Source organism: Streptomyces taklimakanensis (assembly GCF_009709575.1).
Classification (GTDB): Bacteria; Actinomycetota; Actinomycetes; order Streptomycetales; family Streptomycetaceae; genus Streptomyces; species Streptomyces taklimakanensis.
This window is the reverse complement of the sequence record NZ_WIXO01000001.1, coordinates 18,141-38,371: the sequence shown is the minus strand read 5'-3', so window position 1 is coordinate 38,371 and position 20,231 is coordinate 18,141. Positions and strand designations below refer to the sequence as shown.

14 protein-coding genes and 8 pseudogenes are annotated in these 20,231 nt (G+C 68.4%); 14 read left to right on the top strand and 8 right to left on the bottom strand.

All coding sequences use genetic code 11. From position 1 onward, the window contains the following. Window positions 1–383 precede the first annotated feature (383 nt). The 7 genes and pseudogenes from F0L17_RS00200 (at window position 384) to F0L17_RS00170 (ending at window position 7,206) form a co-directional block, all read left to right on the top strand. The gene (locus F0L17_RS00200) at window positions 384–1,850 is read left to right on the top strand and encodes a non-reducing end alpha-L-arabinofuranosidase family hydrolase (RefSeq protein ID WP_155069201.1); all 1,467 of its coding nucleotides are present in this window, start codon (window positions 384–386) and stop codon (window positions 1,848–1,850) included. Between the two features lie 262 nt (window positions 1,851–2,112). Beyond that, window positions 2,113–2,938 (top strand): annotated as a pseudogene (locus tag F0L17_RS00195) (transposase family protein). A 109-nt stretch (window positions 2,939–3,047) separates the two neighbouring features. Then, window positions 3,048–3,707: pseudogene (locus F0L17_RS00190) on the top strand (FAD-dependent monooxygenase); the annotation flags it as partial. Window positions 3,708–3,743: 36 nt separating this feature from the next. Beyond that, a protein-coding gene (locus tag F0L17_RS00185; protein WP_155069200.1) for an IS5 family transposase occupies window positions 3,744–4,561 on the top strand; the annotation gives its coding sequence in 2 pieces (ribosomal slippage) (window positions 3,744–4,092 and window positions 4,092–4,561; 819 coding nt in all). Window positions 4,562–4,651: 90 nt separating this feature from the next. Beyond that, window positions 4,652–5,608, top strand: a complete 957-nt coding sequence (locus tag F0L17_RS00180; protein WP_155069199.1) for an ABC transporter ATP-binding protein — start codon at window positions 4,652–4,654, stop codon at window positions 5,606–5,608. Then, window positions 5,605–6,399, top strand: coding sequence for an ABC transporter permease (locus F0L17_RS00175; RefSeq protein ID WP_155069198.1), 795 nt, complete (start codon window positions 5,605–5,607; stop codon window positions 6,397–6,399). The genes F0L17_RS00180 and F0L17_RS00175 overlap by 4 nt, the downstream gene beginning before the upstream one ends. 12 nt (window positions 6,400–6,411) lie before the next feature. Further along, complete coding sequence (locus tag F0L17_RS00170) at window positions 6,412–7,206, top strand: MerR family transcriptional regulator (RefSeq protein ID WP_155069197.1); 795 nt, start codon at window positions 6,412–6,414, stop codon at window positions 7,204–7,206. A 181-nt stretch (window positions 7,207–7,387) separates the two neighbouring features. On the opposite strand, the gene F0L17_RS00165 is transcribed toward F0L17_RS00170, so the two are convergent. Next, window positions 7,388–8,589 (bottom strand): IS3 family transposase gene (locus tag F0L17_RS00165; RefSeq protein ID WP_162465606.1). Its coding sequence is split into 2 segments (ribosomal slippage): window positions 7,388–8,298 and window positions 8,298–8,589, totalling 1,203 coding nucleotides; the frame shifts between segments, so codons are not numbered across the junction. 80 nt (window positions 8,590–8,669) lie between these two features. Between F0L17_RS00165 and F0L17_RS28450 the strand changes: the two genes are divergently transcribed. Beyond that, complete coding sequence (locus F0L17_RS28450) at window positions 8,670–9,332, top strand: hypothetical protein (protein ID WP_420802359.1); 663 nt, start codon at window positions 8,670–8,672, stop codon at window positions 9,330–9,332. Here F0L17_RS28450 and F0L17_RS00155 read toward each other — a convergent pair. The 3 genes and pseudogenes from F0L17_RS00155 to F0L17_RS00145 form a co-directional block, all read right to left on the bottom strand. Beyond that, on the bottom strand, window positions 9,290–10,483 hold the full coding sequence (locus F0L17_RS00155) for a trypsin-like serine protease (protein ID WP_155069195.1): 1,194 nt from the start codon (window positions 10,481–10,483) through the stop codon (window positions 9,290–9,292). The genes F0L17_RS28450 and F0L17_RS00155 overlap by 43 nt on opposite strands. A gap of 593 nt (window positions 10,484–11,076) precedes the next feature. Continuing rightward, a pseudogene (locus F0L17_RS00150) lies at window positions 11,077–11,661 on the bottom strand (IS3 family transposase); the annotation flags it as partial. Window positions 11,662–11,705: 44 nt separating this feature from the next. Next, a complete protein-coding gene (locus F0L17_RS00145) occupies window positions 11,706–11,915 on the bottom strand; it encodes a transposase (RefSeq protein ID WP_420802457.1) in 210 nt (69 codons plus the stop codon). Window positions 11,916–12,263: 348 nt separating this feature from the next. On the opposite strand from F0L17_RS00145, the gene F0L17_RS00135 reads away from it, so the two are divergent. From F0L17_RS00135 to F0L17_RS00125, 3 genes and pseudogenes are all read left to right on the top strand, one after another. Then, window positions 12,264–13,442, top strand: a complete 1,179-nt coding sequence (locus F0L17_RS00135; RefSeq protein ID WP_155069192.1) for a GDSL-type esterase/lipase family protein — start codon at window positions 12,264–12,266, stop codon at window positions 13,440–13,442. A gap of 177 nt (window positions 13,443–13,619) precedes the next feature. After that, complete coding sequence (locus tag F0L17_RS00130) at window positions 13,620–13,790, top strand: hypothetical protein (protein ID WP_155069191.1); 171 nt, start codon at window positions 13,620–13,622, stop codon at window positions 13,788–13,790. Between the two features lie 51 nt (window positions 13,791–13,841). Beyond that, window positions 13,842–14,679: pseudogene (locus F0L17_RS00125) on the top strand (transposase family protein). Here the strand turns inward: F0L17_RS00125 and F0L17_RS00120 are convergent. The 3 genes and pseudogenes from F0L17_RS00120 to F0L17_RS00110 form a co-directional block, all read right to left on the bottom strand. Beyond that, window positions 14,680–15,321: pseudogene (locus tag F0L17_RS00120) on the bottom strand (IS110 family transposase); the annotation flags it as partial. Between the two features lie 232 nt (window positions 15,322–15,553). Beyond that, window positions 15,554–15,788: pseudogene (locus tag F0L17_RS27235) on the bottom strand (hypothetical protein); the annotation flags it as partial. A gap of 218 nt (window positions 15,789–16,006) precedes the next feature. Then, entirely contained in the window at window positions 16,007–16,885 is an 879-nt protein-coding gene (locus tag F0L17_RS00110) for an MmyB family transcriptional regulator (protein ID WP_162465605.1), read from the bottom strand. A 213-nt stretch (window positions 16,886–17,098) separates the two neighbouring features. Between F0L17_RS00110 and F0L17_RS00105 the strand changes: the two genes are divergently transcribed. The 3 genes and pseudogenes from F0L17_RS00105 (at window position 17,099) to F0L17_RS28195 (ending at window position 19,363) form a co-directional block, all read left to right on the top strand. Then, a complete protein-coding gene (locus F0L17_RS00105) occupies window positions 17,099–18,115 on the top strand; it encodes a zinc-dependent alcohol dehydrogenase family protein (RefSeq protein WP_155069190.1) in 1,017 nt (338 codons plus the stop codon). 26 nt (window positions 18,116–18,141) lie between these two features. Then, window positions 18,142–18,552 carry a (R)-mandelonitrile lyase gene (locus F0L17_RS00100; RefSeq protein WP_162465604.1) on the top strand — a complete coding sequence of 137 codons (411 nt, stop codon included), beginning with the start codon at window positions 18,142–18,144 and terminating at the stop codon, window positions 18,550–18,552. A 45-nt stretch (window positions 18,553–18,597) separates the two neighbouring features. Then, window positions 18,598–19,363 (top strand): annotated as a pseudogene (locus tag F0L17_RS28195) (SDR family oxidoreductase). Window positions 19,364–19,423: 60 nt separating this feature from the next. Here the strand turns inward: F0L17_RS28195 and F0L17_RS00085 are convergent. Next, a pseudogene (locus F0L17_RS00085) lies at window positions 19,424–20,167 on the bottom strand (transposase); the annotation flags it as partial. Between the last annotated feature and the right edge of the window lie 64 nt (window positions 20,168–20,231).

Genomic DNA, 20,231 nt, shown 5'->3' with positions numbered 1-20,231 from the left:
GGGGTTCGAAATGCCGAACCATGGTCGATCGTCCAGACAAGATAGTGAGGACTTGACAGCGCCTCGTCAACCCTCGCGGCGCGAAAATTTTCGCCCCACGCGCGAAACTTTCGGACCCTCGCGAGCCGGGTGGATCCCTGGACCGGCGAGCCGCGTCGTGAACTTGCGGATGCCCAGTTGGCGTGGCGGCTTGTCGCGTCCGGGGGAAGGAAGGGTTTACGGACAGCTCGGCGACAGGTCTTGACCGGAGGGCCCCGCCTTCCTAGCTTGTGGCGTCACAGAACCGGGACACCTCCGAAACTTTCGAACCTGCCCTTGCCCTCGGCGCGACCGTTCCACGGTTCATCGGCGTCGTCTCACCCCGCCCCCCAGGAGGCCCTCTGATGTGGCTTCGCCACTCGTCTCCAGTCCACCCAAGGTGTTTACTCAGCGTACTTGTTTCCTTACTGCTGGCGGCCGCCTTCCTCGGTGCCCAGCCCGCCGAAGCCGCCACCGTAGACCCCAACGCCTCGTATGTGCTGGTCAACCGCAACAGTGGCAAAGCCCTGGATGTCTACAACATGGCGACCGACGACGGGGCCCGCATCACCCAATGGACCAGGAACGACCAGAGCCAGCAGCAGTGGCAGTTCGTCGATTCCGGGGGCGGCTACTACCGCATCAAGTCCCGCCACTCGGGCAAGGTACTGGACGTCTACAACTGGTCCACCGCGAACGGCGGCTCGATCGTCCAGTGGACCGACCTGAACGGCACCAACCAGCAGTGGCGGCTGGTCGACAGTTCGGACGGCTACGTGAGGCTCATCTCGCGCCACAGCAACAAGGCCCTCGAAGTGCAAGGTGCCTCCACCGCCGACAACGCGAACATCGTCCAGTACGACGACTGGGGCGGCGCCAACCAGCAGTGGCGGCTCGTCACGGTCGGCACCGAAACCCCCGGCCCGTGTGATCTTCCGTCGACCTACCGCTGGACATCGACGGGCGCGCTGGCGCAGCCCAAGCAGGGGTGGGTCTCGCTCAAGGACTTCACCGTCGCCCCCTACAACGGCAGACAACTCGTCTACGCGACCACGCACGACACAGGGACGAGGTGGGGTTCGATGAACTTCGACCTGTTCACCAATTGGTCGGAGATGGCCTCGGCCAACCAGAACGCGATGTCCAATTCCACCGTCGCACCCACGCTCTTCTACTTCGCTCCGAAGAACGTCTGGGTGCTCGCCTACCAGTGGGGCAGGACCGCCTTCTCCTACCGGACGTCGAGCGACCCCACCAACCCGAATGGCTGGTCATCCGAGCAGGTGCTCTTCTCCGGAAGCATCTCCGACTCCGGGACAGGGCCCATCGACCAGACGCTCATCGGCGACGGCACGAACATGTACCTGTTCTTCGCCGGCGACAACGGCAAGATCTACCGGGCCGGCATGCCGATCGGGAACTTCCCGGGCAGCTTCGGCTCGACCTCGACAGTGATCATGAGCGACACGACGAACAACCTGTTCGAAGCCCCGCAGGTCTACAAGTTGCGGGGCCAGAACCGCTACCTCATGATCGTCGAGGCGATCGGCTCGCAGGGCCGGTACTTCCGCTCCTTCACGGCCACCAGCCTGAACGGCTCCTGGACACCCCAGGCCGCGACCGAAAACAATCCCTTCGCCGGCAAGGCCAACAGTGGCGCCACGTGGACCAACGACATCAGCCACGGCGAACTGATCCGCACCAGCCCCGATCAGACCATGACCGTCGATCCCTGCAACCTGCAGTTGCTCTACCAGGGACGCAGCCCCAACTCCGGCGGCGACTACGGCCTCCTGCCCTACCGTCCGGGTCTGCTGACACTGCAGCGCTGACAGCATGACACGATTCCGGCTCCGGTAGGGAGCCGGCGTGGTGGGCTCGGTGGAAGGCCGAGCCCACCACGCCGTAATCTGAACCCCGCCGGCACAGTGAGGTTTTCTCAGCGAAGTGATCTACGCGAAGCCGGGTGAGATTTCGATACCGGGGCAGGCCGGACAGCCCTGCCCCGGTGACGGACAGACGTAAAGCCCCTGGTAGGACGGTTCTCTCTCACAAGAACGTCCGCTGCGATACCAGAGGCTTCACGTTGGTCCCCTGTGTTGCCATGCTCGACGCCCCCGCCCGGTGGTGGTCTTCCTCGCCCGGCTCCTGGCCGCCCACCGCCGCCGGATCGGCACCCCGCGCGGGGCGCGGGCGCCGGCCCCGTTCCGGCAGGCGGTCCTGGTGCTGCGCTGGTTCCGCCACCGCGCCTGCGCAGCCCTGCCCGGCCCGCGACGCCGGGATCTCCCAAGCCACCGGCTACTGGGGGCACCGCCCGGCCGAAGGCTGGGGGAGTATCTTCACGAAGGCATCGACGTCCTCGCCGAGCGCGCCCCGGACCTCCATGACGTCCTGGCACGCTGCCGCGAGCAGGGCCTGAGCCATGTGGTCCTGGACGGCACCCTTATCGCCTGCGACCGCGTGGCCGGCACCACCGAGAAGGGCAACGACCTGTGGTACTCCGGCAAGGGGCGACACCTCGCCGGAAACCTGCAGTTCCTCGCCGCTCCCAACGGCTCGCTGCTATGGGTCTCCGACGTCGAGCCCGGTTCGGTGCACGACCTGCGCGCCGCCCGCATCCATGCCCTGCCGGCACTGTACGCCGCGGCCCGCAAGGGCCTCGACCCTGGCCGATGTCGGCTACACCGGCGCCGGCATCGGCGCCCACACCCCCTTCCGCCCCCACCCCGACATCGCCTCGCCCCTGGCGGCGGACACCCGGACCCACAACCGGCTCCTGCGCGGCATCCGCGCGCTGGGCGAACGTGCGGCGGCCGAACTCAAACAGCGCCGGCGCGCCCTGCAGCATGTGATGGTCAGTCCCAGCCGCATCGGCGCCATCGCCCAAGCCGCCCTCGTCCTCAACAACACATGGCAATGAACTTCGCTGAGAAAACCTCACTGTGCCGGCCCCGTTCTTCTCGCGGAACCAGCCCCTTGACACCGCAACGTCTTTTTGGCTTTTCCGACCCTCGGTCATAGTCGGCGCCATGGACTATGACGTAGTGGTGGCCGGAGGCGGCCCGGTCGGACTGATGCTGGCCTGCGAGCTCCGGCTCGGAGGCGCGCGGGTGGCCGTCCTGGAGCGTCTCACCGAAGTGGACCCGACGATCAAGGGCGGAGCGATCACCACGCCCAGCGCCGAGGCGCTCTACCGCCGAGGCATGCTACCCGCGCTGGCCGAGGTGCAGCAGCAGGCGATGGACCGCCTCCAGGCATTCATACGCGAACGGAACGGCGGGGACGGAGATGGGGTCGCGGGCCAAGGGATCGGGTGCGTCGGGCACTTCGCCGGAATCATGCTGCGCGCCGACTTGGTCGACCGCACGAAGCCGGGCCTCGGCGACGCCGGCCCCGCCGCTGAGATCGCTTTCGTGGCGCAGCAGGACATCGAGCGGCTGCTCGGCGGGAGGGCGGGCGAGCTCGGCGTTGACGTGCGCCGGGGGGTGGAGCTGACCGGCTTCGACGCGGATGACGGGGCCGTCACCGTGCAGACCGGCCACCGGGCCATACGCGCCGGCTGGCTCGTGGGCTGCGACGGTGGCCGCAGCGCGGTCCGCAAGTTCGCGGGGTTCGAATTTCCCGGTACGGACCCGGAAATCACCTGCCACCAGGCGGTCGTGGAGATGACCGGCGCCGAGGACCTAAGACCGTGTCCTACGTGGTGAGGCGGACGTTGTCCCGGTATGGGACGGGGAGCGTGGAACTGGATCGTGCCGGACGGCTTGTGGGAGATCGCCAAGCCGCTGATTCCGGAGCAGCGGACACGGCCGCAGGGCGGCGGGACGCAGAACGCGCCTGATGAAACGGTGTTCGCGGCCATCGTCTACGTGCTGGTCAGCGGGTGCGCCTGGCGGTCGCTGCCGCCCTGTTTCGGGATATCGAAGTCGACCGCCCACCGCCGGTTCCTGATCTGGTCCAGGGCAGGCGTCTGGGGCCGGCTCCACGAGGCCGTGCTGCACCGCCTGCACGATGCCGACCTCATCGACGTCTCCCGCGTCATCCTCGACACCGCCCACGTCAGGGCCAAAAAAGGGGCGATCACACCGGTCCGAGCCCCGTGGACCGGGGCAAGCCGGGTTCCAAGATGCACGTCCTGTCGGACGCGAACGGCCTGCCCCTCCTTGTCGGCGTCTCGGCCGGCAACGTCCACGACAGCGAAGGACTGAAGCCGATGGTGGCCGGTCACCAAACGAGACACGACCCCCACCGCGGCCGCCACTTCAAACCCCAGCGCTTCCACGCCGACAAAGCCTACGACCGGGCCGACCTGCGCAGATGGCTGCGAGGCAAGCGGATCGGCGTGCGGATCGCCCGCAAGGGCATCGAGTCCAGCCAGCGATTGGGGCGCCGTCGATGGGTCGTCGAACGGACGATGTCCTGGCTGTCCGGCTACCGCCGCCTCAGCCCTCGCTACGAGCGTGACCCTCGCAACTACCTGGCCTTTCTCGGTCTTGCCGCCGCCCTGTGCTGCTACAAGCGACTCGTCCGCCTCACCACGTAGGACACGGTCTAAGGAATTGATCACTGCGCGGAGGCCATGTAGCCGCAACAGTTGACCCTGACGCAGGGGCAACCTCTCAGCATGGTCGGCATGACGACGAGAACCAGTGCGATCGAGGTCGCCGGGCTGCGCAAGTCGTACGGCGACCACGAGGTGGTTGCCGGAGTCGACCTGACCGTCCCCGCAGGCACCGTCTACGCCCTGCTCGGACCCAACGGGGCCGGCAAGACCACCACAGTCCGGATCCTGTCCACATTGCTGCCCGCAGACGCCGGTGAGGCTTGGGTCGCCGGGTACGACATACGCCGCGAGGCAGACCAGGTGCGTGCGTCGATCGGAGTGACCGGGCAGTTCTCCGCCGTGGACGAGTTACTGACCGGGCGGGAAAATCTGCGGCTGATGGCCGACCTCGGACACCTCGACCGGCGCCATGCGGAGAGCGTGGTAGAGCAACTGCTGGAGCGGTTCCACCTGGCTGATGCCGCCGAGCGGCGCGCGGTGACGTACTCCGGCGGTATGAAGCGGCGGCTGGACTTGGCCATGACCCTGGTGGCCGGGCCGCGGCTGATCTTTCTCGACGAGCCGACCACCGGCCTCGACCCGCGCAGCCGCCGGGACCTGTGGGGGATCGTGCGGGAACTGGTGGCCGACGGGGTCACCGTCTTCCTCACCACCCAGTACCTGGAGGAGGCCGACCAGCTCGCCGACCGGATCGGTGTGCTCGACGGAGGCCAACTGGTCGCCGAGGGCACCGCGGCCGAGCTGAAGCGACTGGTCCCCGGCGGTCATGTCGAGCTTCAGGCCACCGACAGTGAACGGCTGGCCGAGTTGGCACGCCAGTTCCCCGGGGCGAATACAAACGCCACGGCACTCACCCTGACCCTGACGCACGACGGCAGCCTCACCACGCTGCGACGGCTGTTGGCCGGGATCGACGACGACGCAGTCACCGGGCTCGCCGTGCACACCGCGGACCTGGACGACGTGTTCCTGGCTCTGACTGACCACTCCACCGCCGACGAGTCTCCCGAGGATGTGCCGGCATGAATAGCCCGACGTATGCCGTCCGCGATTCGGCGACCATGCTGCGCCGCAACCTGAAGCACATGGCCCGGTACCCGTCGCAGACACTGATGCTGATCGGCCTGCCGCTGGTGTTCCTGCTGCTGTTCTTCTACGTCTTCGGCGGCACCATGGGCGCTGGTCTGCCCGGAGCCCCGGCAGGGGACCGCGGCGACTACCTGACGTTCATCACTCCCGGGATCTTGGTGATGGCGGTGACAAGCGTGTCCATCAGCACCGCGGTCTCGGTCGCCACCGACATGACAGGCGGAATCATCGACCGGTTCCGAACCATGGCCATCGCCAAGGTCTCGGTGCTCACCGGCCACGTCCTGGGCGCGATGATCCAGACCGCACTGGCACTCGCAACGGTCTTTGGCACCGCGTTCCTGCTCGGTCTGGAGACCGCCGCCTCGGCGATGCAGTGGTTGGGTCTGATCGGGCTGCTCGCGCTGCTGTCGTTCGCGATGACCTGGTTCACCGTGGCGTTGGGGCTGGCCAGCCCCAACCCGGAGACCGCGAGCAACTGGCCGATGATCTTCATCATGCTGCCGTTCGTGGGCAGCGGGTTCGTGCCGGTCGAGTCGATACCGACCGGGCTGCGGTGGTTCGCCGAGTACCAGCCGTTCACACCGATCATGGACGCTTTCCGCAGTCTGCTGGCCGGATCGCCCGATGGCTCGGACGCGCTCTGGGCCATCAACTGGTGTGTGGTGATCGGGCTGATCGGCTACCTCTGGTCGCGACGCCTCTACCGGACCCGAGCTGCGAACTAGGAGACTGGTCTGATGCTGACGATCGGCGAGCTGGCGTCGTACGCCGGAGTGACGGTGCGCGCGGTGCGGCACTATCACGCCAAGGGGCTGCTGCCGGAGCCAGAGCGGGACCACTCCGGCTATCGGAGGTATGGCGCCGGCGCCTTAATCGAGTTGGTCAAAATCCGGACCCTCGCCGAGGCCGGGGTCCCTCTGGCTCGCGTGCGGGAACTGCTACAGGCCGACGAGGAGGAGTTCGCCGCGGCAGTCGCAGATATCGACAAGCGGCTGCAGACGGAGATCCGGGAGCGGCAGCGGCACCGCGAGCGGATCGCCCGCCTCGCCTCCGGAGACAGCCTGGCACTGCCCCAGGAGGTGGTTGAGTACCTTGACCGGCTGCGGGCGCTCGGGGTCGACGAACGGATTGTCCAGGTCGAGCGCGACGGCTGGATTCCACTGGCCGCGCGCTCACCCGAGCGAGTCCCGGAGTGGATGGCACGCAAGCGGGAGCAGATCGCCGACCCGCAGATCATCGACTTCTATCTCACCCTGAGCAAAGCTCTCGACTGCACCGACGACGACCCACGGCTGGTCGAACTGGCCGACAAGTTGGCCGCCTGCATCACGCAGATGGCCAACGAGCAGGGCGAGTTCTACGTCGACGACACCGACATCGAGCCACCGTTCGCCGAGCTGCTGGATACACATGTGTTCGACACCCTGCCGCCGACCCGTCGGCTGATCGAGCTGCTGACGAAGCGAGGCTGGACCGGGTGGACCAAGCTTGAGCGCGTGAACTCAACCCAGGGTTCGGCCGGAACCCGGTAGGAAGACGCTGCGGTGCGGCGTTCCTACCAGGTTGGCCCTGCTGGTATTCACTGCCCCATCTGGCCTCTGCGGCGCCCCAACGCCACATGCACCTGAAGTTCAGTGGGCTGAACCTCAGAGCCCGTACCGTCGCATACTTCAGGGACTTGGAGGGGCCTTGACCCCAGTTCCTGGGCACGGGTTATGCGGCTTGCGTCAGGGTGGTTGATGTCGTTCGGAAGGTGTTCTCGTAGGCGATGGGACTGCGGTGTCCGAGGCGGGAGTGACGGCGTCGGGTGTTGTAGCGGTTGAGCCAGCCGAACGCGTCGAGGCGGGCCTCGCCCTCGGTGGACCAGTGCTTTCGACCCTGAAGCGTCTCGCGTTTGAACGTCGCGTTGAAGGACTCGGCGAGCGCGTTGTCCGCGCTGGAGCCGATCGCGCTCATGGACTGGCGGACGCCGGCCTGGCGGCAGGCGTCGGCGAAGGCGGCGCTGGTGTACTGGGCTCCGTGGTCGGTGTGCAGGACCGCTCCGGCGAGGCCGCCGCGGGTCCGTTCGGCGGCGGCCAGGGCGTCGGTGACGAGGTCGGTGCGCATGTGGTCCGCGATGGCCCAGCCGGCCAGGCGCCGTGAGGCGAGGTCGATGACCGTGGCCAGATACAGGAACTTCCCGCTCTCCAGCGGGAGATAGGTGATGTCGCCGACGTACTTCGTGTTGGGCTCACCTGCGGTGAAGTCGCGGCCGATCAGGTCCGGGGCCTTCGCCGCGGCCGGGTCCGCAACCGTGGTGCGGTGCCTGCGACGTAGCCGCACGCCTGCCAGGCCGATGCTCCGCATCACTCGCGCGATCCGCTTGTGGTTGACTCGCTCGCCGTCGTCGCGAAGTTCGGCGGTGATCCTGGGGACGCCGTAGGTGCCGTCCGACTCACGGTGCACGGCCCGTATCCGGGCGGCAAGGCGGGCGTCGGCCGCCTGCCGGGCGGCCCGGTCCGCGGCCGTCGACCGCCAGTAGTAGAAGCTGGAGCGGGCGATGCCCAGGATGGTGCACAGCCGCTTCACGCCGTAGCGGCGGTGGTGGTCGGCGACGAACCGGAAGCGGTTCACCAGCGCGTCTCCCCGGCGAAATACTTGGCCGCCTTACGCAGGATCTCGCGTTCCTCCTCCAGCTCACGGACCTTCTTGCGCAGAGCGGCGTTCTCCGCCTCCAGCGGTGTCACCCGCTCGGCGGGTGCCTCTGTCCGGCGTCCCCGGGGCCAGCTCGCGCCGGCTGCCCGGACCCAGTTGCGCAGGGTCTCGGGGTTGATTCCCAGATCGGCGGCGACCTGTCGGATCGTCGCCTCGGGCCGCGACTGGTACAGCGCGACCGCGTCCGCCTTGAACTGCGGCGGATAGTTCTTCATGACCACGAGATGTCCGTTCTCAGATCCTCAGGATCCAGTGTCTCGTGTGTCCAAGATCAAGGGTCAAGGCCCCCCGAAGGTCACCCATGCCGCTGCCCGACCGTCTGTCCGGCGCGCCCGATTTCCGCATCAAGCTGCCGCAGGACGGTGCCGAGGCACGCGGGCATTTGCTGACCCAGTACGGCGACGACGGGACGAACAAGTTCCTGTTGCGGAAGGGTTCCCTCGTGACCGCCGAGGAGTGGCCGGGACTCGGCCACCACGCACGCCGGTTCCGGGCGGAACTGCGGGCGAGCGGCGCGCTCGTGGACGCCCCGGCCGGCCCCGGGGCGCGCTGGGTGGCGGCCCGGGACATCGAGTGCAACTCCTTCTCGGCCGCCGCCGCGTTGGTGTACGGCTACGACGCGTACACCGCTGACACCGCCGAGAATCGCATCCTGCGCGCCGCCGGCGAGTGGCTGCTGCGGCTGCCGGGCGTCCCCGGCCCCGTCCGGCGGCGCCTGGCCCACCAGCGGTCCGGCTCGCCGACACCCTGCCGCTGGTGCGGGGACAGGAACTGCCGCACTGACAGCCGTCCCGCCTCGGCTCTCACCACCAGCCCGCGCTGCGGCTCGCCGAGGCCGCCGCGACGGAAGCCGGCGTCCTCCCGGCCTTCACGGCCGCCGAGGACGCCGGGCGGGCCCTGGCACGGGCCGCGAGGACGGATCTACCTGTTGATCCAGATGCCGAAGTCCCGCGTGGCCGTGTAGAAGTCCTGGAAGCCCAGGCGCGCCCCCGCACTACGGGTCACCGTGCCCTTGGCGATCGCGCCGCCGGTGGCCGAGGCGGTGTAGATCGGGCCGCCGCTGTCACCGCTGCGGGCCGCCTCCCGGCCGTCCATCTGCTCCGCCTCCACCAGGTCTTCGGAGTCGTTGTAGAAGAAGAGGACCTTCATGTTGCAGACCGGGCCGCCCGTGGCCCGTGCGCTGGTGATTCCGGACTGGCACAGGTACTCACCCGGGAAGACGTGGTCCCAGCCGTCGACCCGCACGCCCGCGTCGCTGTCGGGTCCCCCGGTGTACATGAAGTTGTCGGAGTTCGTGGGGATGAGCATCACGTCGTGGGCGTCACTGGACTTGGTGGAGGTGCCGATGTAGGTGCCTTGCGGGTTGGTGAACCGATTGCCGCTCCGACCGCAGTGCTCAGCGGTGAGCAGGTAGGTCGCGCTTGCGTCACGCACACCGAACCCGGCCGTGCACGCCCCGCCATTGAAGTTTATCTGTGCTCCGCCCGACCACGGCGCACCGTCGTTCACACGCGAGCGTTCCTGGAGAGGCTCCTCGTTGATCGTCTTCACGGACACGCCGGCGATCCGGTCGACCGTGCTGTGGTCCTGCGCGACGGAGGCGGTGCGTGCTGCGCGGGTGGTGTCCTGTGCCAGGACCAGTCCGCTGCCGTCAGTGGGGATCTTGACGCTGTGGCCGAGCGAGGGGTCCTTCTCCAGCCGGGCTTGTAACAGCTCAGAGGCGTCCTTGAGTTCGGCCAGCGAGTGGTCTGCGGCGACGATGTGCACGGGGGCGGTTCTGCGGGCCCGCTCCGCGGCCCGCTGTACGGGCTCGGGCAGGTCGCCCTTCCACCACAGGGTGACGTGGTCTTCCTGAAGGCCGATGCCCGTGTAGCCCTCGTAGTGGCCCCGCTCCTGGGCCTTGGCCAGGATGCTCGCAGCGGCGACGAGGGGTCGCTGCTCGTTCATCTTCCGCAGGTTGTCGGCGCCGACGGCCTGTGAGATCGGGACGCTTTTCTCGCTGTTACCGTCGCGCTGCTGCTCGGCGCTGGCGCCCGGGGCGAGGGTGCCGACGAGCGCCATCGCCGCGGCCAGGGCCGAACTCGCAGCCCACAGGCTGGTTCTGCCGTATCTCATGAGTATGCCTTTCCTCTTGGCGTAGCAATCTGTGATCAGACGGCACAGGCATCCTCATGGGCCCCGATTTACATTCGATCTACAAATGATTAATATCAACCAGATACTCGGGAGTCGGAAGTGAAACACGGAGTCGCACGTGCAGCCGGGTGCGGTGCCGGGAGAGCCACCTTCTCGACGGACTCCGTGAAGACGTACCGCTCGACGTCCACGCACGGCTGGATGCCGACCGGACCGTCGAACCGAGTGCCGTACCGGCTCCGGTGCGACCGGTAGGGAGCCCGGCTCCACCGCAGCGTGCTCTCCACCGCCGTCGGCCGGAAGACGGCCGGACCCCACGCCCGTCATGCCGACTTCCTGCGCACCTGAAGGACGGACTGCCGCACTCGGCCCGCGACACCCCAAGTGGGCGCCCCGCCGGCACCTTCACCCAGCCGCTGTCGTCCACGCGGCGTCAGGCTCGCCCGGCTTCTCGCGGTCTCCGGCTGTAGTGGAGATCGCGGCAGCCGATGAGGAAACCGCGCCCGCGGTCCAGGAGTTGCCCGCCGCTCCGTGCGATCGCACTGGCAGACCGTACGAGCCTGGAGCCCGGCGAGCCCGGTGAGGGCCTCGGCCATGGCGTTGTCATAGCTGTCCGCGACGGAGCCGACCGAGGCGACGGCACCGGCGTCGGCGAGCCGGTCAGTGTAGCGGACCGACACATACTGCGAGCCGCGGTCGGAGTGGTGGACCAGTCCGGAGTCCTTCTTGATCTTCCGTCTTCACAGAGCCATCTCCAAGGCGTCCAGCGGCAGGTCGGTGCGCATGTGGTTCGCGACCTGCCAGCCGACGATCATCCGCGAGTACACGTCCAGGACGAACGCCACATACACCCAGCCGGACCAAGTGCGCATATACGTCAGGTCCGCCACCCACAGCTGGTCCGGCCGCGTGGCGGTGAAGTCGCGGTTGACGCCCTCCAGACCGAGTTCGCGCGTCAGCCGCTCCACCGTGCAACGGGCCACCGTGACACCCTTGCGCCGCAGCGCACGGGCGACTCGCCGGGCGCCATAGGTGTCGCCCGACTCCACGTGCACCTGTTCGATCAGCGGCATCAGCTGCTCGTCCCGCAGGCGTCGGGCCGACTTCGGCCGCTTCCTGCGGGCGTAGTAGGCCGACTCGCTCAGCTGCAGCACCCGGCAGACGAACCCGACCCCGAGACCCTTGTCCCTGAGATGCTCGATCACCTGGTCGGCCTCGTCCGGGGACGGTCGAGTTCCGCCGCAAAAAACGCGCTGGCGGCCTTCAGGATCTCATTCGCCCGCCTCAACTCCGCGTTCTCCTTGCGAAGTTGCTTCAGCTCCTCACGTTCGGCAGTGGTGAGCCGATCGTCCCGCTCGCCGCGGTCGGTCTCAGCCTGGCGGACCCAGCCACGCAGGGCCTCCTTGTGGATGCCCAGGATCTCTCGCGACGTGCGCGATCGGCCGGCCGGTGGTACGGACCTCGCGGACGGCCCGCTCGCGGAGCTCGTCCGGGTACTTACGCGGTGCTGGCACTGCTCGTGGTTCTCCTTCGGGCCAGGATCATAAGCCTGGCTTCAGGGACTCCACGAAACCGGGGTCAGCTCACTGGGCAGCGTTTTCCACGGCTATGCCTCCCTGGAGGCGGCTGGCGCTTCGACCACACGGACATCGCCGCTCAGCAGTCCTGGGATTGGATCCTGGACTGCCTCGACACTGCATTGCGGAGCCGGTTCACCTCCTGACCGGCCGCCCACCCCAGAATCAAAAGGCTTGAGGCAATGACCACTGAACAGAACCTGATCACCACCCATATCACCGCCGACTTCCTGCGCGGGCACCTCGACGTGGAAGAGACTGCCCACGGTCTGCTGCCGCACCGGCTGCCTGCCTGGGCGCGCCGCCGGATCCCCGACGACCTGCTGGCCGTGGCCGAGGCCCAGCCCTCCGGTGTCCGGCTGGCCTTCCGTACCAGTGCCACCACCATCCGCCTGGACACCCTGCCCACCAAACGCGTCTATCGGGGCTTCCCGCCCCCGCCGGACGGTATCTACGACCTCTTGGTCGACGGCCGCCTCACGGCCCAGGCCACCGTGGACGGCGGGAACCTGCGCACCATCACTGACATGCAGACCCAGACTGCGGAACTCACTCCGGGCCCCGTCGGCACCGCCCATTTCACCGACCTCCCCACCGGCGGGAAGGACATCGAGATCTGGCTCCCGCACGCGGAGATCACCGAGGTCATCGCCCTGCGCACCGACGCCCCCGTCGAGTCCGCCCCGGACAAGGGGCGCCGGGTGTGGCTGCACCACGGCAGCTCTATCAGCCACGGATCCAACGCCGTCTTCCCCAGCACCATCTGGCCCGCCCTGGCCGCCTCCGCAGGCGATGTGGAGCTGATCAACCTCGGATTCGGCGGCAGCGCACTGGTCGACCCGTTCATCGCCCGCGCGATGCGCGACACCCCCGCAGACCTGATCAGCCTCAAGCTCGGCATCAACGTCGTCAACAGCGACGCCATGCGCTTGCGTGCCTTCGTCCCCGCTATCCACGGCTTCCTCGACACCATCCGCGAGGGCCACCCCACAACCCCCTTGCTCCTGGTCTCTCCCATCCTGTGTCCGACCCACGAGAACACTCCCGGACCTCTCATGCCGGACCTTTCCGGTGGAACTCTGAAGTTCAAGGCCACCGGTGATCCGGCCGAGACCGCCGCCGGACGGCTGACGCTCACGATCGTCCGCGACGTTTTGGCCGACACCGTCAAGCAGCGGTCCGTCGAGGACCCCAACCTCCACTACCTCGACGGACTCGACCTCTACGGCGAGAGCGACCACGACGAGTTCCCCCTGCCGGACGCGGTCCACCCCAGCCCCGAAGGACACCGCCGCATCGGCGAGAACTTCGCCAAGCTCGTCTTCGCAAACAACGGGCCCTTCGCCATCACGACTGGCTGACCCGGATAACCCGTGCCCGGTGGGGAGAGCGTGATGGCTGGCTCCCTCGTACCGCACCCCCGTAGGCGAACAGGACTCGACCACACATTCCGGGCCATCCCTCCCGGAAGACTGATGAAGTCTTGCGGGACTGTAAGACGTTCGGTGTAGTAACTCCCGGTCAAGGAAGATGCACCGATGACCAGTGAGAACGTGACCGAGCAGGACGCTGTCGAGTCGGCAACAGCTGTGTCGGTGAAGGCCGTGGACAACCGGCTGATCGAGGAACATGGCGCCGACGAGGGTTGTGGGAGCGTTCGTGGAACGGTCACTGTGACTGAACCTCTTTCATCCTGCGCTGGCGGGTGAAATGGGCTGGTCAGCGGGCGTGGTGACGAGGCAGGGCCCCTCGTCGTTGGCGTGGTGATTCCACTCAACACACCGGCGACCGAAGGGGCCCTGTTGGTTCCGTATCCTGCCACGCTCGACGTCCCGCACGAGCTCGTCGAGCATGTCTCGTGGCTGCTGTACGAACACCGCCGGTCCCGCAACACCCGCTGGCGCAAGCTCGGCTGCTTCGACCAAGCGCTGCTCACGCTGGTCCGTCTACGCAAGAACGAGACGTTCGCCCAGCTCGGAGCCGGTTTCGGGATATCCCAGGCCACTGCCTGGCGATACGTGGACGAAACCCTGGACGTTCTGGTCTCCTGGGCGCCTGACCTCCACGAAGCCCTCACCGGTCTCGGCGAGGGCGACCAGGTCATCGTTGACGGCACACTGATCCCCACCGACCGGATCCGCGCGGACGAGCCGTACTACTCGATGAAGCATCGCAAGCACGACATGAACGTGCAGGTCATCGCCCGCCCCGACGGCACACCGCATGGGGTATCCCCTGCTCGCAGAGCTTGGGGAAGGGTTCTCCCGCGCGACGCCGGGCAGAACCCATGACCTGACCGCGGCCCGTGCCCACGGCATCGTCCAGGCCTGCCTGACCCGGCAGATCCTCGTCCTCGCAGACCGCGCCTACCAGGGCGCCGGCGCCACCTTCCGCACCCCGTACTACCACCACAGTGAACAGCCCGAGCACTACCAGCAGTTCAACCGAGACCACGCCCGACTCCGAGCCCCCGGCGAACGCGCCTTCGCGCAGTTGAAATCCTGGCGGCTGCTCCGACGAGCCAGATGCTCCACACGCCGCATCGGCACCATCGTCCAAGCCGTTCATACACTGCTGACCTGCAGCTATTCAGGATGAAAGAGGTTCAGTGAGCATGCGGATGCGGCGCGCCGGCTGACGCAGAGCGAAACGGGCGGCCTGGGCGGGGTCGGCCAGGTCGGCTCCGGGCCGCAGTCGTAGGCAGGTGCGGACCAAAGCGGTGCGGGCCAGCCCGGTCAGGGTTTGGCGCAGGGATGCGGGAGCGGTCACCCGCGGGCCGGTGAGCTGGTTCATCGCCTGGGTTCTGGCCTTGACGGCCGACGCGCGGGCCACACGCAACTGGCGAAGCGCCTCCACCGTGCCGGTGCGGGACTTGGGGGTGGCGTGGGCCCGTCCCGAGGCCGCTGCCCGGGCGGCAGCGTAGGCGTCGATCGCGTCGGACGTGCCGCGAGCGTGGCGAGTGCCACGGTCGGGGACGTTGACCTCGACCACCATCAGGCCGGCCACGGTCAGCACGCCGGTCAGCCCGGCCCCGTAGGAACCAGTGCACTCCACGCCTACCGTCCGCACGACACCGAACGAGCCGAGCCACGCCAGCAGGGCGCGGTAGCCCTGCGTGGTGGTGGGAAACTCCCGGTCGGCCACAGGCCGCCCCAGCGGGTCGACCACCGCGGCGTGGTGGGTGTCGGTGTGGGTGTCGACCCCGGCGAAGACTTCGCTCTCGGGGTGCTGATCGGTCATGCCGGGCTGCTGCCTTCTCATCGTACGGACAGAGCAGCACGCGCCCGGTCGGGACGGGCGGACACGACAGTGACGGGGCTTCTCGCACAAGCTCCTATGAAGTCACGACGCCCTTCCGGCCGCGTGCGACGGCGTCGCCGATCAGGCCGACAGATCGAGGGAAGGACACGGGAGGCCCGGTCAGTCAGCCCAGGGGTCAGACCTGTCGGCGACACCATTACCCATCATCACTGTCCGCCCAGCACGTGACGCCGACCGCCGTGAGAGCATCGATGATGCCGTGCCCCCGGGCGGTCCGGACGTCGTGGACGGCACCGGGCAGGGCCGGTGACGCCCACAGCAGCCGACTGATGGGGGCACCTCCCAGCCGAAGGCTGGGGGAGGATCGGCCGGGACCTCTGCACATTCATTCCGTGCTTCTTGTGCTTGCCGGCGTAGTACGGACGGTCCGCGGCGATCTCCCCCAGCCTTCGCCGTTGACGGAGGTGGGAGGACAGGAAGCGCAGGGCAGAACTGGACACGTCCAGTCCGGACGGGTGGACAAGCACACGAAGCCTCTGGTGGAGACGGTTCTTCTTGGTCGAAAACCCGTCTACCAGGGGCTTCGCTGTCAGCCCAAGCGCCCGGCCCGCTGGCAAGTTGGAAAACGCTCATGGTGAGCGCGATCACGGTCGGCCGGGGATCGTCAATCGCTTGAGTGTGGTGCCGGGGCCTGGGGCGTGGCGGCCCAGGAGGAGAGCAGGCTTAGGCCCTCTTCGGAGGCAGAACCGGGTTCGGCGGTGTAGATGGTGAGAGTGAGGCCGGGTTCGGCGGCCATTTCCAGGCCCTCGTAGGCGAGGGTGAGGTCGCCGACGGCGTGGTGGTGGAAACGTTTGGTGCCAGTGCCGTGGTGGCGGACGTTGTGGGCGCCCCAGCGGGTACGGAAGGCGTCGCTGCGGGTGGACAGCTCGCCGACGAGGTCGTGCAGGTCCTTGTCGTGCGGGTTGCGGCCGGCTTCGGTGCGCAGGATGGCCACGGCGATGTCGGCGGCCAGGTCCCAGTCGGGGTAGAAGCGGCGCGAGGCGGGGTCGAGGAACTGGAACCGGGCCAGGTTGGCCTGGTTGCCGGCTGTGGCGTAGACGTCGTCGTAGAAGGCGCGGGCGAGCTGGTTGGTGGCGAGGAGGTCCATGCGGCCGTTGCGGACGAAGGCCGGGCCGGCGGTGACGGCGTCCAGGGTCCATTGCAGGCTTCGGTGCGCGGTCCAGGCCCGGGTGGTGCGGCGGGGCCGGGTGAGGGCGTCGGAGCCGTCGGCGGCCTGGGCCAGGTTCATCAGGTGGGCGCGCTCGGCGTCGTCGAGCCGGAGGGCGCGGGCGACGGCTTCGAGGACGGCCGGGGAGGCTCCGGCGAGGTTGCCGCGCTCGAGCTTGGCGTAGTACTCCACGCTCACGTCGGCGAGCGCGGCGACCTCGCTGCGGCGCAGGCCGGGCACCCGCCGGCGGCTGCCTGCGGGCAGTCCTGCCTGCTCGGGGGTGATCTTCGCGCGCCGCGAGGTGAGGAACTCGCGGACCTCTGCCTGGTTGTCCACGCCTTCGACGGTACGTCCTGCCCGCGTCCATAGGGATGTACTGGCAGTACACCTCTTGATGGTGTCTCGCTGCACTCGCGAAGTGCGGGTTACCTGGATGACGCGGTGCTTTCCGCCCGTCCCGTCACGACGGGCGTGCACCCCGCCCTGCACACGGCGACGGTCCCGGACATCCGGCGGCCGCACGTCACGGAACGCAAAGGAACCCCACTCATGCGCGGCGCAGTGATACACGCTCCCGGTGACGTCCGGGTCGAGACCGTGGACGACCCCAAGATCCTGAAGCCGACCGACGCGGTCATCCGCACGGCCGTGACCTGTGTGTGCGGCTCGGACCTGTGGCCCTACCGCGGCGCTGAGCCGATCGGCGACCCGCACCCGATGGGCCACGAGTACGTCGGTTTCGTGGAGGAGGTCGGCTCCGAGGTCACCTCGGTGAAGCCGGGCCAGTTCGTCGTCGGCTCCTTCGCCACCTCGGACAACACCTGCGCCAACTGCCGCAACGGCTTCCCGTCGAGCTGCCTGCACCGCGAGTTCATGTCGACCTGCCAGGCCGAGTACGTGCACATCCCCAACGCCCAGGGCACCCTGGTCGCCACCGGCGAGGTGCCGGACGAGGAGTTCTGGCCGGGGCTGCTGGCCGTGTCCGACGTGATGGGTACCGGCTGGTGGGCTGCGGACGCCGCCGAGGTAAGGCCCGGCTCGACGGCCGTGGTCGTCGGCGACGGCGCGGTCGGCCTGTGCGGGGTGATCGCCGCCAAGGAGATGGGCGCCGAGCGGATCATCGCCATGTCCCGGCACGAGCCCCGACAGAAGCTCGCGCGGGAGTTCGGCGCCACCGACATCGTCACCGAGCGCGGAGAGGAGGGCGTCGAGCGGATCAAGGAGCTGACCGGCGGGATCGGCGCGGACAGCGTGCTGGAGTGCGTCGGCACCGCCGAGGCTGTGCGGCAGGCCCTGCACTCGGCCCGGCCGGGCGGCAACGTCGGCTTCGTCGGCGTACCCCACGACGTCGCGATCGACGGGCAGGAGCTGTTCTTCTCCCACGTCGGCCTGCGCGGCGGCCCCGCCCCCGTACGCCGCTACCTGCCCGACCTGATCGACCGCGTCCTGTCCGGCCGGATCGACCCGGGCAAGGTCTTCGACCTCACCCTGCCCCTGGAGCAGGTCGCCGAGGGCTACAAGGCCATGGACGAACGCCGCGCCGTCAAGACCCTCCTCAAGCCCTGACCCTCCCGCCGCCCGAAGGAGCAACCGTGCAGATCACCCGCAGCTCGATCGACACCGTCAAGGGCCCGGCCGACTGGTTCACCGACGACGTCTACATCGACGCCGTCGCCGCCGCTCCCGCCCCCTCCCGGGTCACCGCATCCCTGGTGCACTTCATGCCCGGGGCGCGGACCCACTGGCATCGCCACCCCCTGGGGCAGACCGTCTTCGTCACCGAAGGGATCGGTCTGTGCCGGCGCCGGGGCGGACCGGTGGAGGTCATCCGGCCCGGCGACCGCGTCCTGTTCGAAGCGGACGAGGAGCACTGGCACGGCGCCGCCCCGAACCGGCTGATGGTCCACATGGCCATCAACGAGGGCGACGACGACCACGCCGCCGTGCACTGGCAGGCCCCCGTCACCGACGAGGAGTACCACGCCACCCCAGCCACCAGGTGAACCCTGCGCCTTGACATCGGCACACCAGCAGAAAGAAGAAGCGACGTGAGTGTCACCTATGACTTCCACGGCAAGACCGCATTCGTTACCGCGCCGCCTCCGGCATCGGTCGCGCCACGGCCCTCGCCTTCGCCCACGCAGGCGCGCGGGTCGCCCTCGCCGGCCTGTCCGCCGACGGGCTGTGCGAGACCGCCCGCCTCATCGAGGCCGACAGCGGCGAAGCCCTCGTCCTCACCTGCGACGTCACCAGCGAGGAAGACGTCCAGGCCGCGGTCGACCGGACGGTCGAACGCTTCGGAAGCCTGGACGCGGCCTTCAACAACGCCGGCGTCGAGCAACCCGTCCGGGCCGCTGCCGACACCGCCAAGGACGACTGGGACCGGATCCTCGGCGCCAGCTTCACCGGAGCGTTCCTGTGCACCCGCGCCCAGATCCGGCAGATGCTCCGCCAGGACGGCGGCGGCTCCATCGTCAACGTCTCCTCCGGCGCAGGCGTCAAGGGTTTCAAGGGCCAGGCCGCTACGCCGCCGCCAAGCACGGGATCATCGGCTTCACCCGCTCCGCCGCCCTCGACCACGCCGCCCAAGGTATCCGTATCAACGCCGTCTGCCCCGGCATCATCGACACCGATATGATCCGCCGCTTCGGCGACACCCGCCCCGGCGGACGCGAAGGGCTCATCGCCGACGAACCCGTCGGCCGCCTCGGCAAGCCCGAGGAGATCGCCTCCGCCGTGCTCTGGCTGTGCTCTACCGACGCCGCTTTCACCACCGGCACCGCCCTCGTCGTCGACGGCGGCCAGACCACCTGATCCCGCTCTCAATCCGGTGAGCCGTCCTCGTCATCCTCGTCCAGCTTCGGCGCGTCCGGGTCACGCTGCGGCCTTGAGGGGACGTCCATCCCAGCGGATGCTTTTCTCGCTGCGGGTGCGGGCGTGTTCGTTGCGGTGGGCGGCCAGGACGTCGCGGTGGCGGGCGTTGGCGTTGCGCCAGCGTAGATAGGCGTGCAGTGCCCGGGTCCGCACGGTGTGGTTGGAATAATTGGAGTTGGCGGTGGTGAACTGCCTCAGCGGTCCGAAGTGCGCTTCGATCGGGTTCGCCCGGGAGGCGTAGGTCGGGGTGAAACACAGCTCGACCTTGTGTTTCTTCGCCCAGCGACGGATGTCGGAGCCCTTGTGGGCGGACAGGTTGTCCAGAATCACGTAGATCGGGGCGCCGTCGGGGCGGGCGGCTCGGGTTGATTTCAGCGCGGCCAGCGTGTTCACGGCTCCCTTCTCTCGCCGGTTCACGCCCCCACAGGCGGTCGTCGCCGACTGAGTAGCGACCGTGGAAGTACCGGACCCCGTGGGTGCGGTGATAGGTGGCCGGCACCCGGTCGGGATGCTTCCGTTTCGCCCGGCTCGAGCCCGCGGTGGGTCGGATCCCCAGCGGGCCGAACTCGTCGAAGGCGAAGACCCGGTCCGGGAAGCGGTCCATAACGTGCTCGATCCGGTCCAGCTTCGCCTCTCGCTCGGGATTCGGGGACTCCTTCCAGGTCTTGGCGCGCCGGAAGGTGACGCCGCGGCGGGCAAGCAGGACCGTGATGCCTCGCGGCCGATGCGGATCACTCGGCCGTGGGGCCTTGACCCTTGATCTTGGACACACGAGACACTGGATCCTGAGGATCTGAGAACGGACATC

What these genes read in the sequence shown, in the direction of transcription:
- F0L17_RS00200 (WP_155069201.1), top strand. Translation starts at nt 384, where the DNA reads ATGTGGCTTCGCCACTCGTCTCCAGTCCACCCAAGGTGTTTACTCAGC.
- F0L17_RS00180 (WP_155069199.1), top strand. Translation starts at nt 4,652, where the DNA reads ATGACGACGAGAACCAGTGCGATCGAGGTCGCCGGGCTGCGCAAGTCG.
- F0L17_RS00175 (WP_155069198.1), top strand. Translation starts at nt 5,605, where the DNA reads ATGAATAGCCCGACGTATGCCGTCCGCGATTCGGCGACCATGCTGCGC.
- F0L17_RS00170 (WP_155069197.1), top strand. Translation starts at nt 6,412, where the DNA reads ATGCTGACGATCGGCGAGCTGGCGTCGTACGCCGGAGTGACGGTGCGC.
- F0L17_RS28450 (WP_420802359.1), top strand. Translation starts at nt 8,670, where the DNA reads ATGCCGCTGCCCGACCGTCTGTCCGGCGCGCCCGATTTCCGCATCAAG.
- F0L17_RS00155 (WP_155069195.1), bottom strand. Translation starts at nt 10,483, where the DNA reads ATGAGATACGGCAGAACCAGCCTGTGGGCTGCGAGTTCGGCCCTGGCC.
- F0L17_RS00135 (WP_155069192.1), top strand. Translation starts at nt 12,264, where the DNA reads ATGACCACTGAACAGAACCTGATCACCACCCATATCACCGCCGACTTC.
- F0L17_RS00130 (WP_155069191.1), top strand. Translation starts at nt 13,620, where the DNA reads ATGACCAGTGAGAACGTGACCGAGCAGGACGCTGTCGAGTCGGCAACA.
- F0L17_RS00105 (WP_155069190.1), top strand. Translation starts at nt 17,099, where the DNA reads ATGCGCGGCGCAGTGATACACGCTCCCGGTGACGTCCGGGTCGAGACC.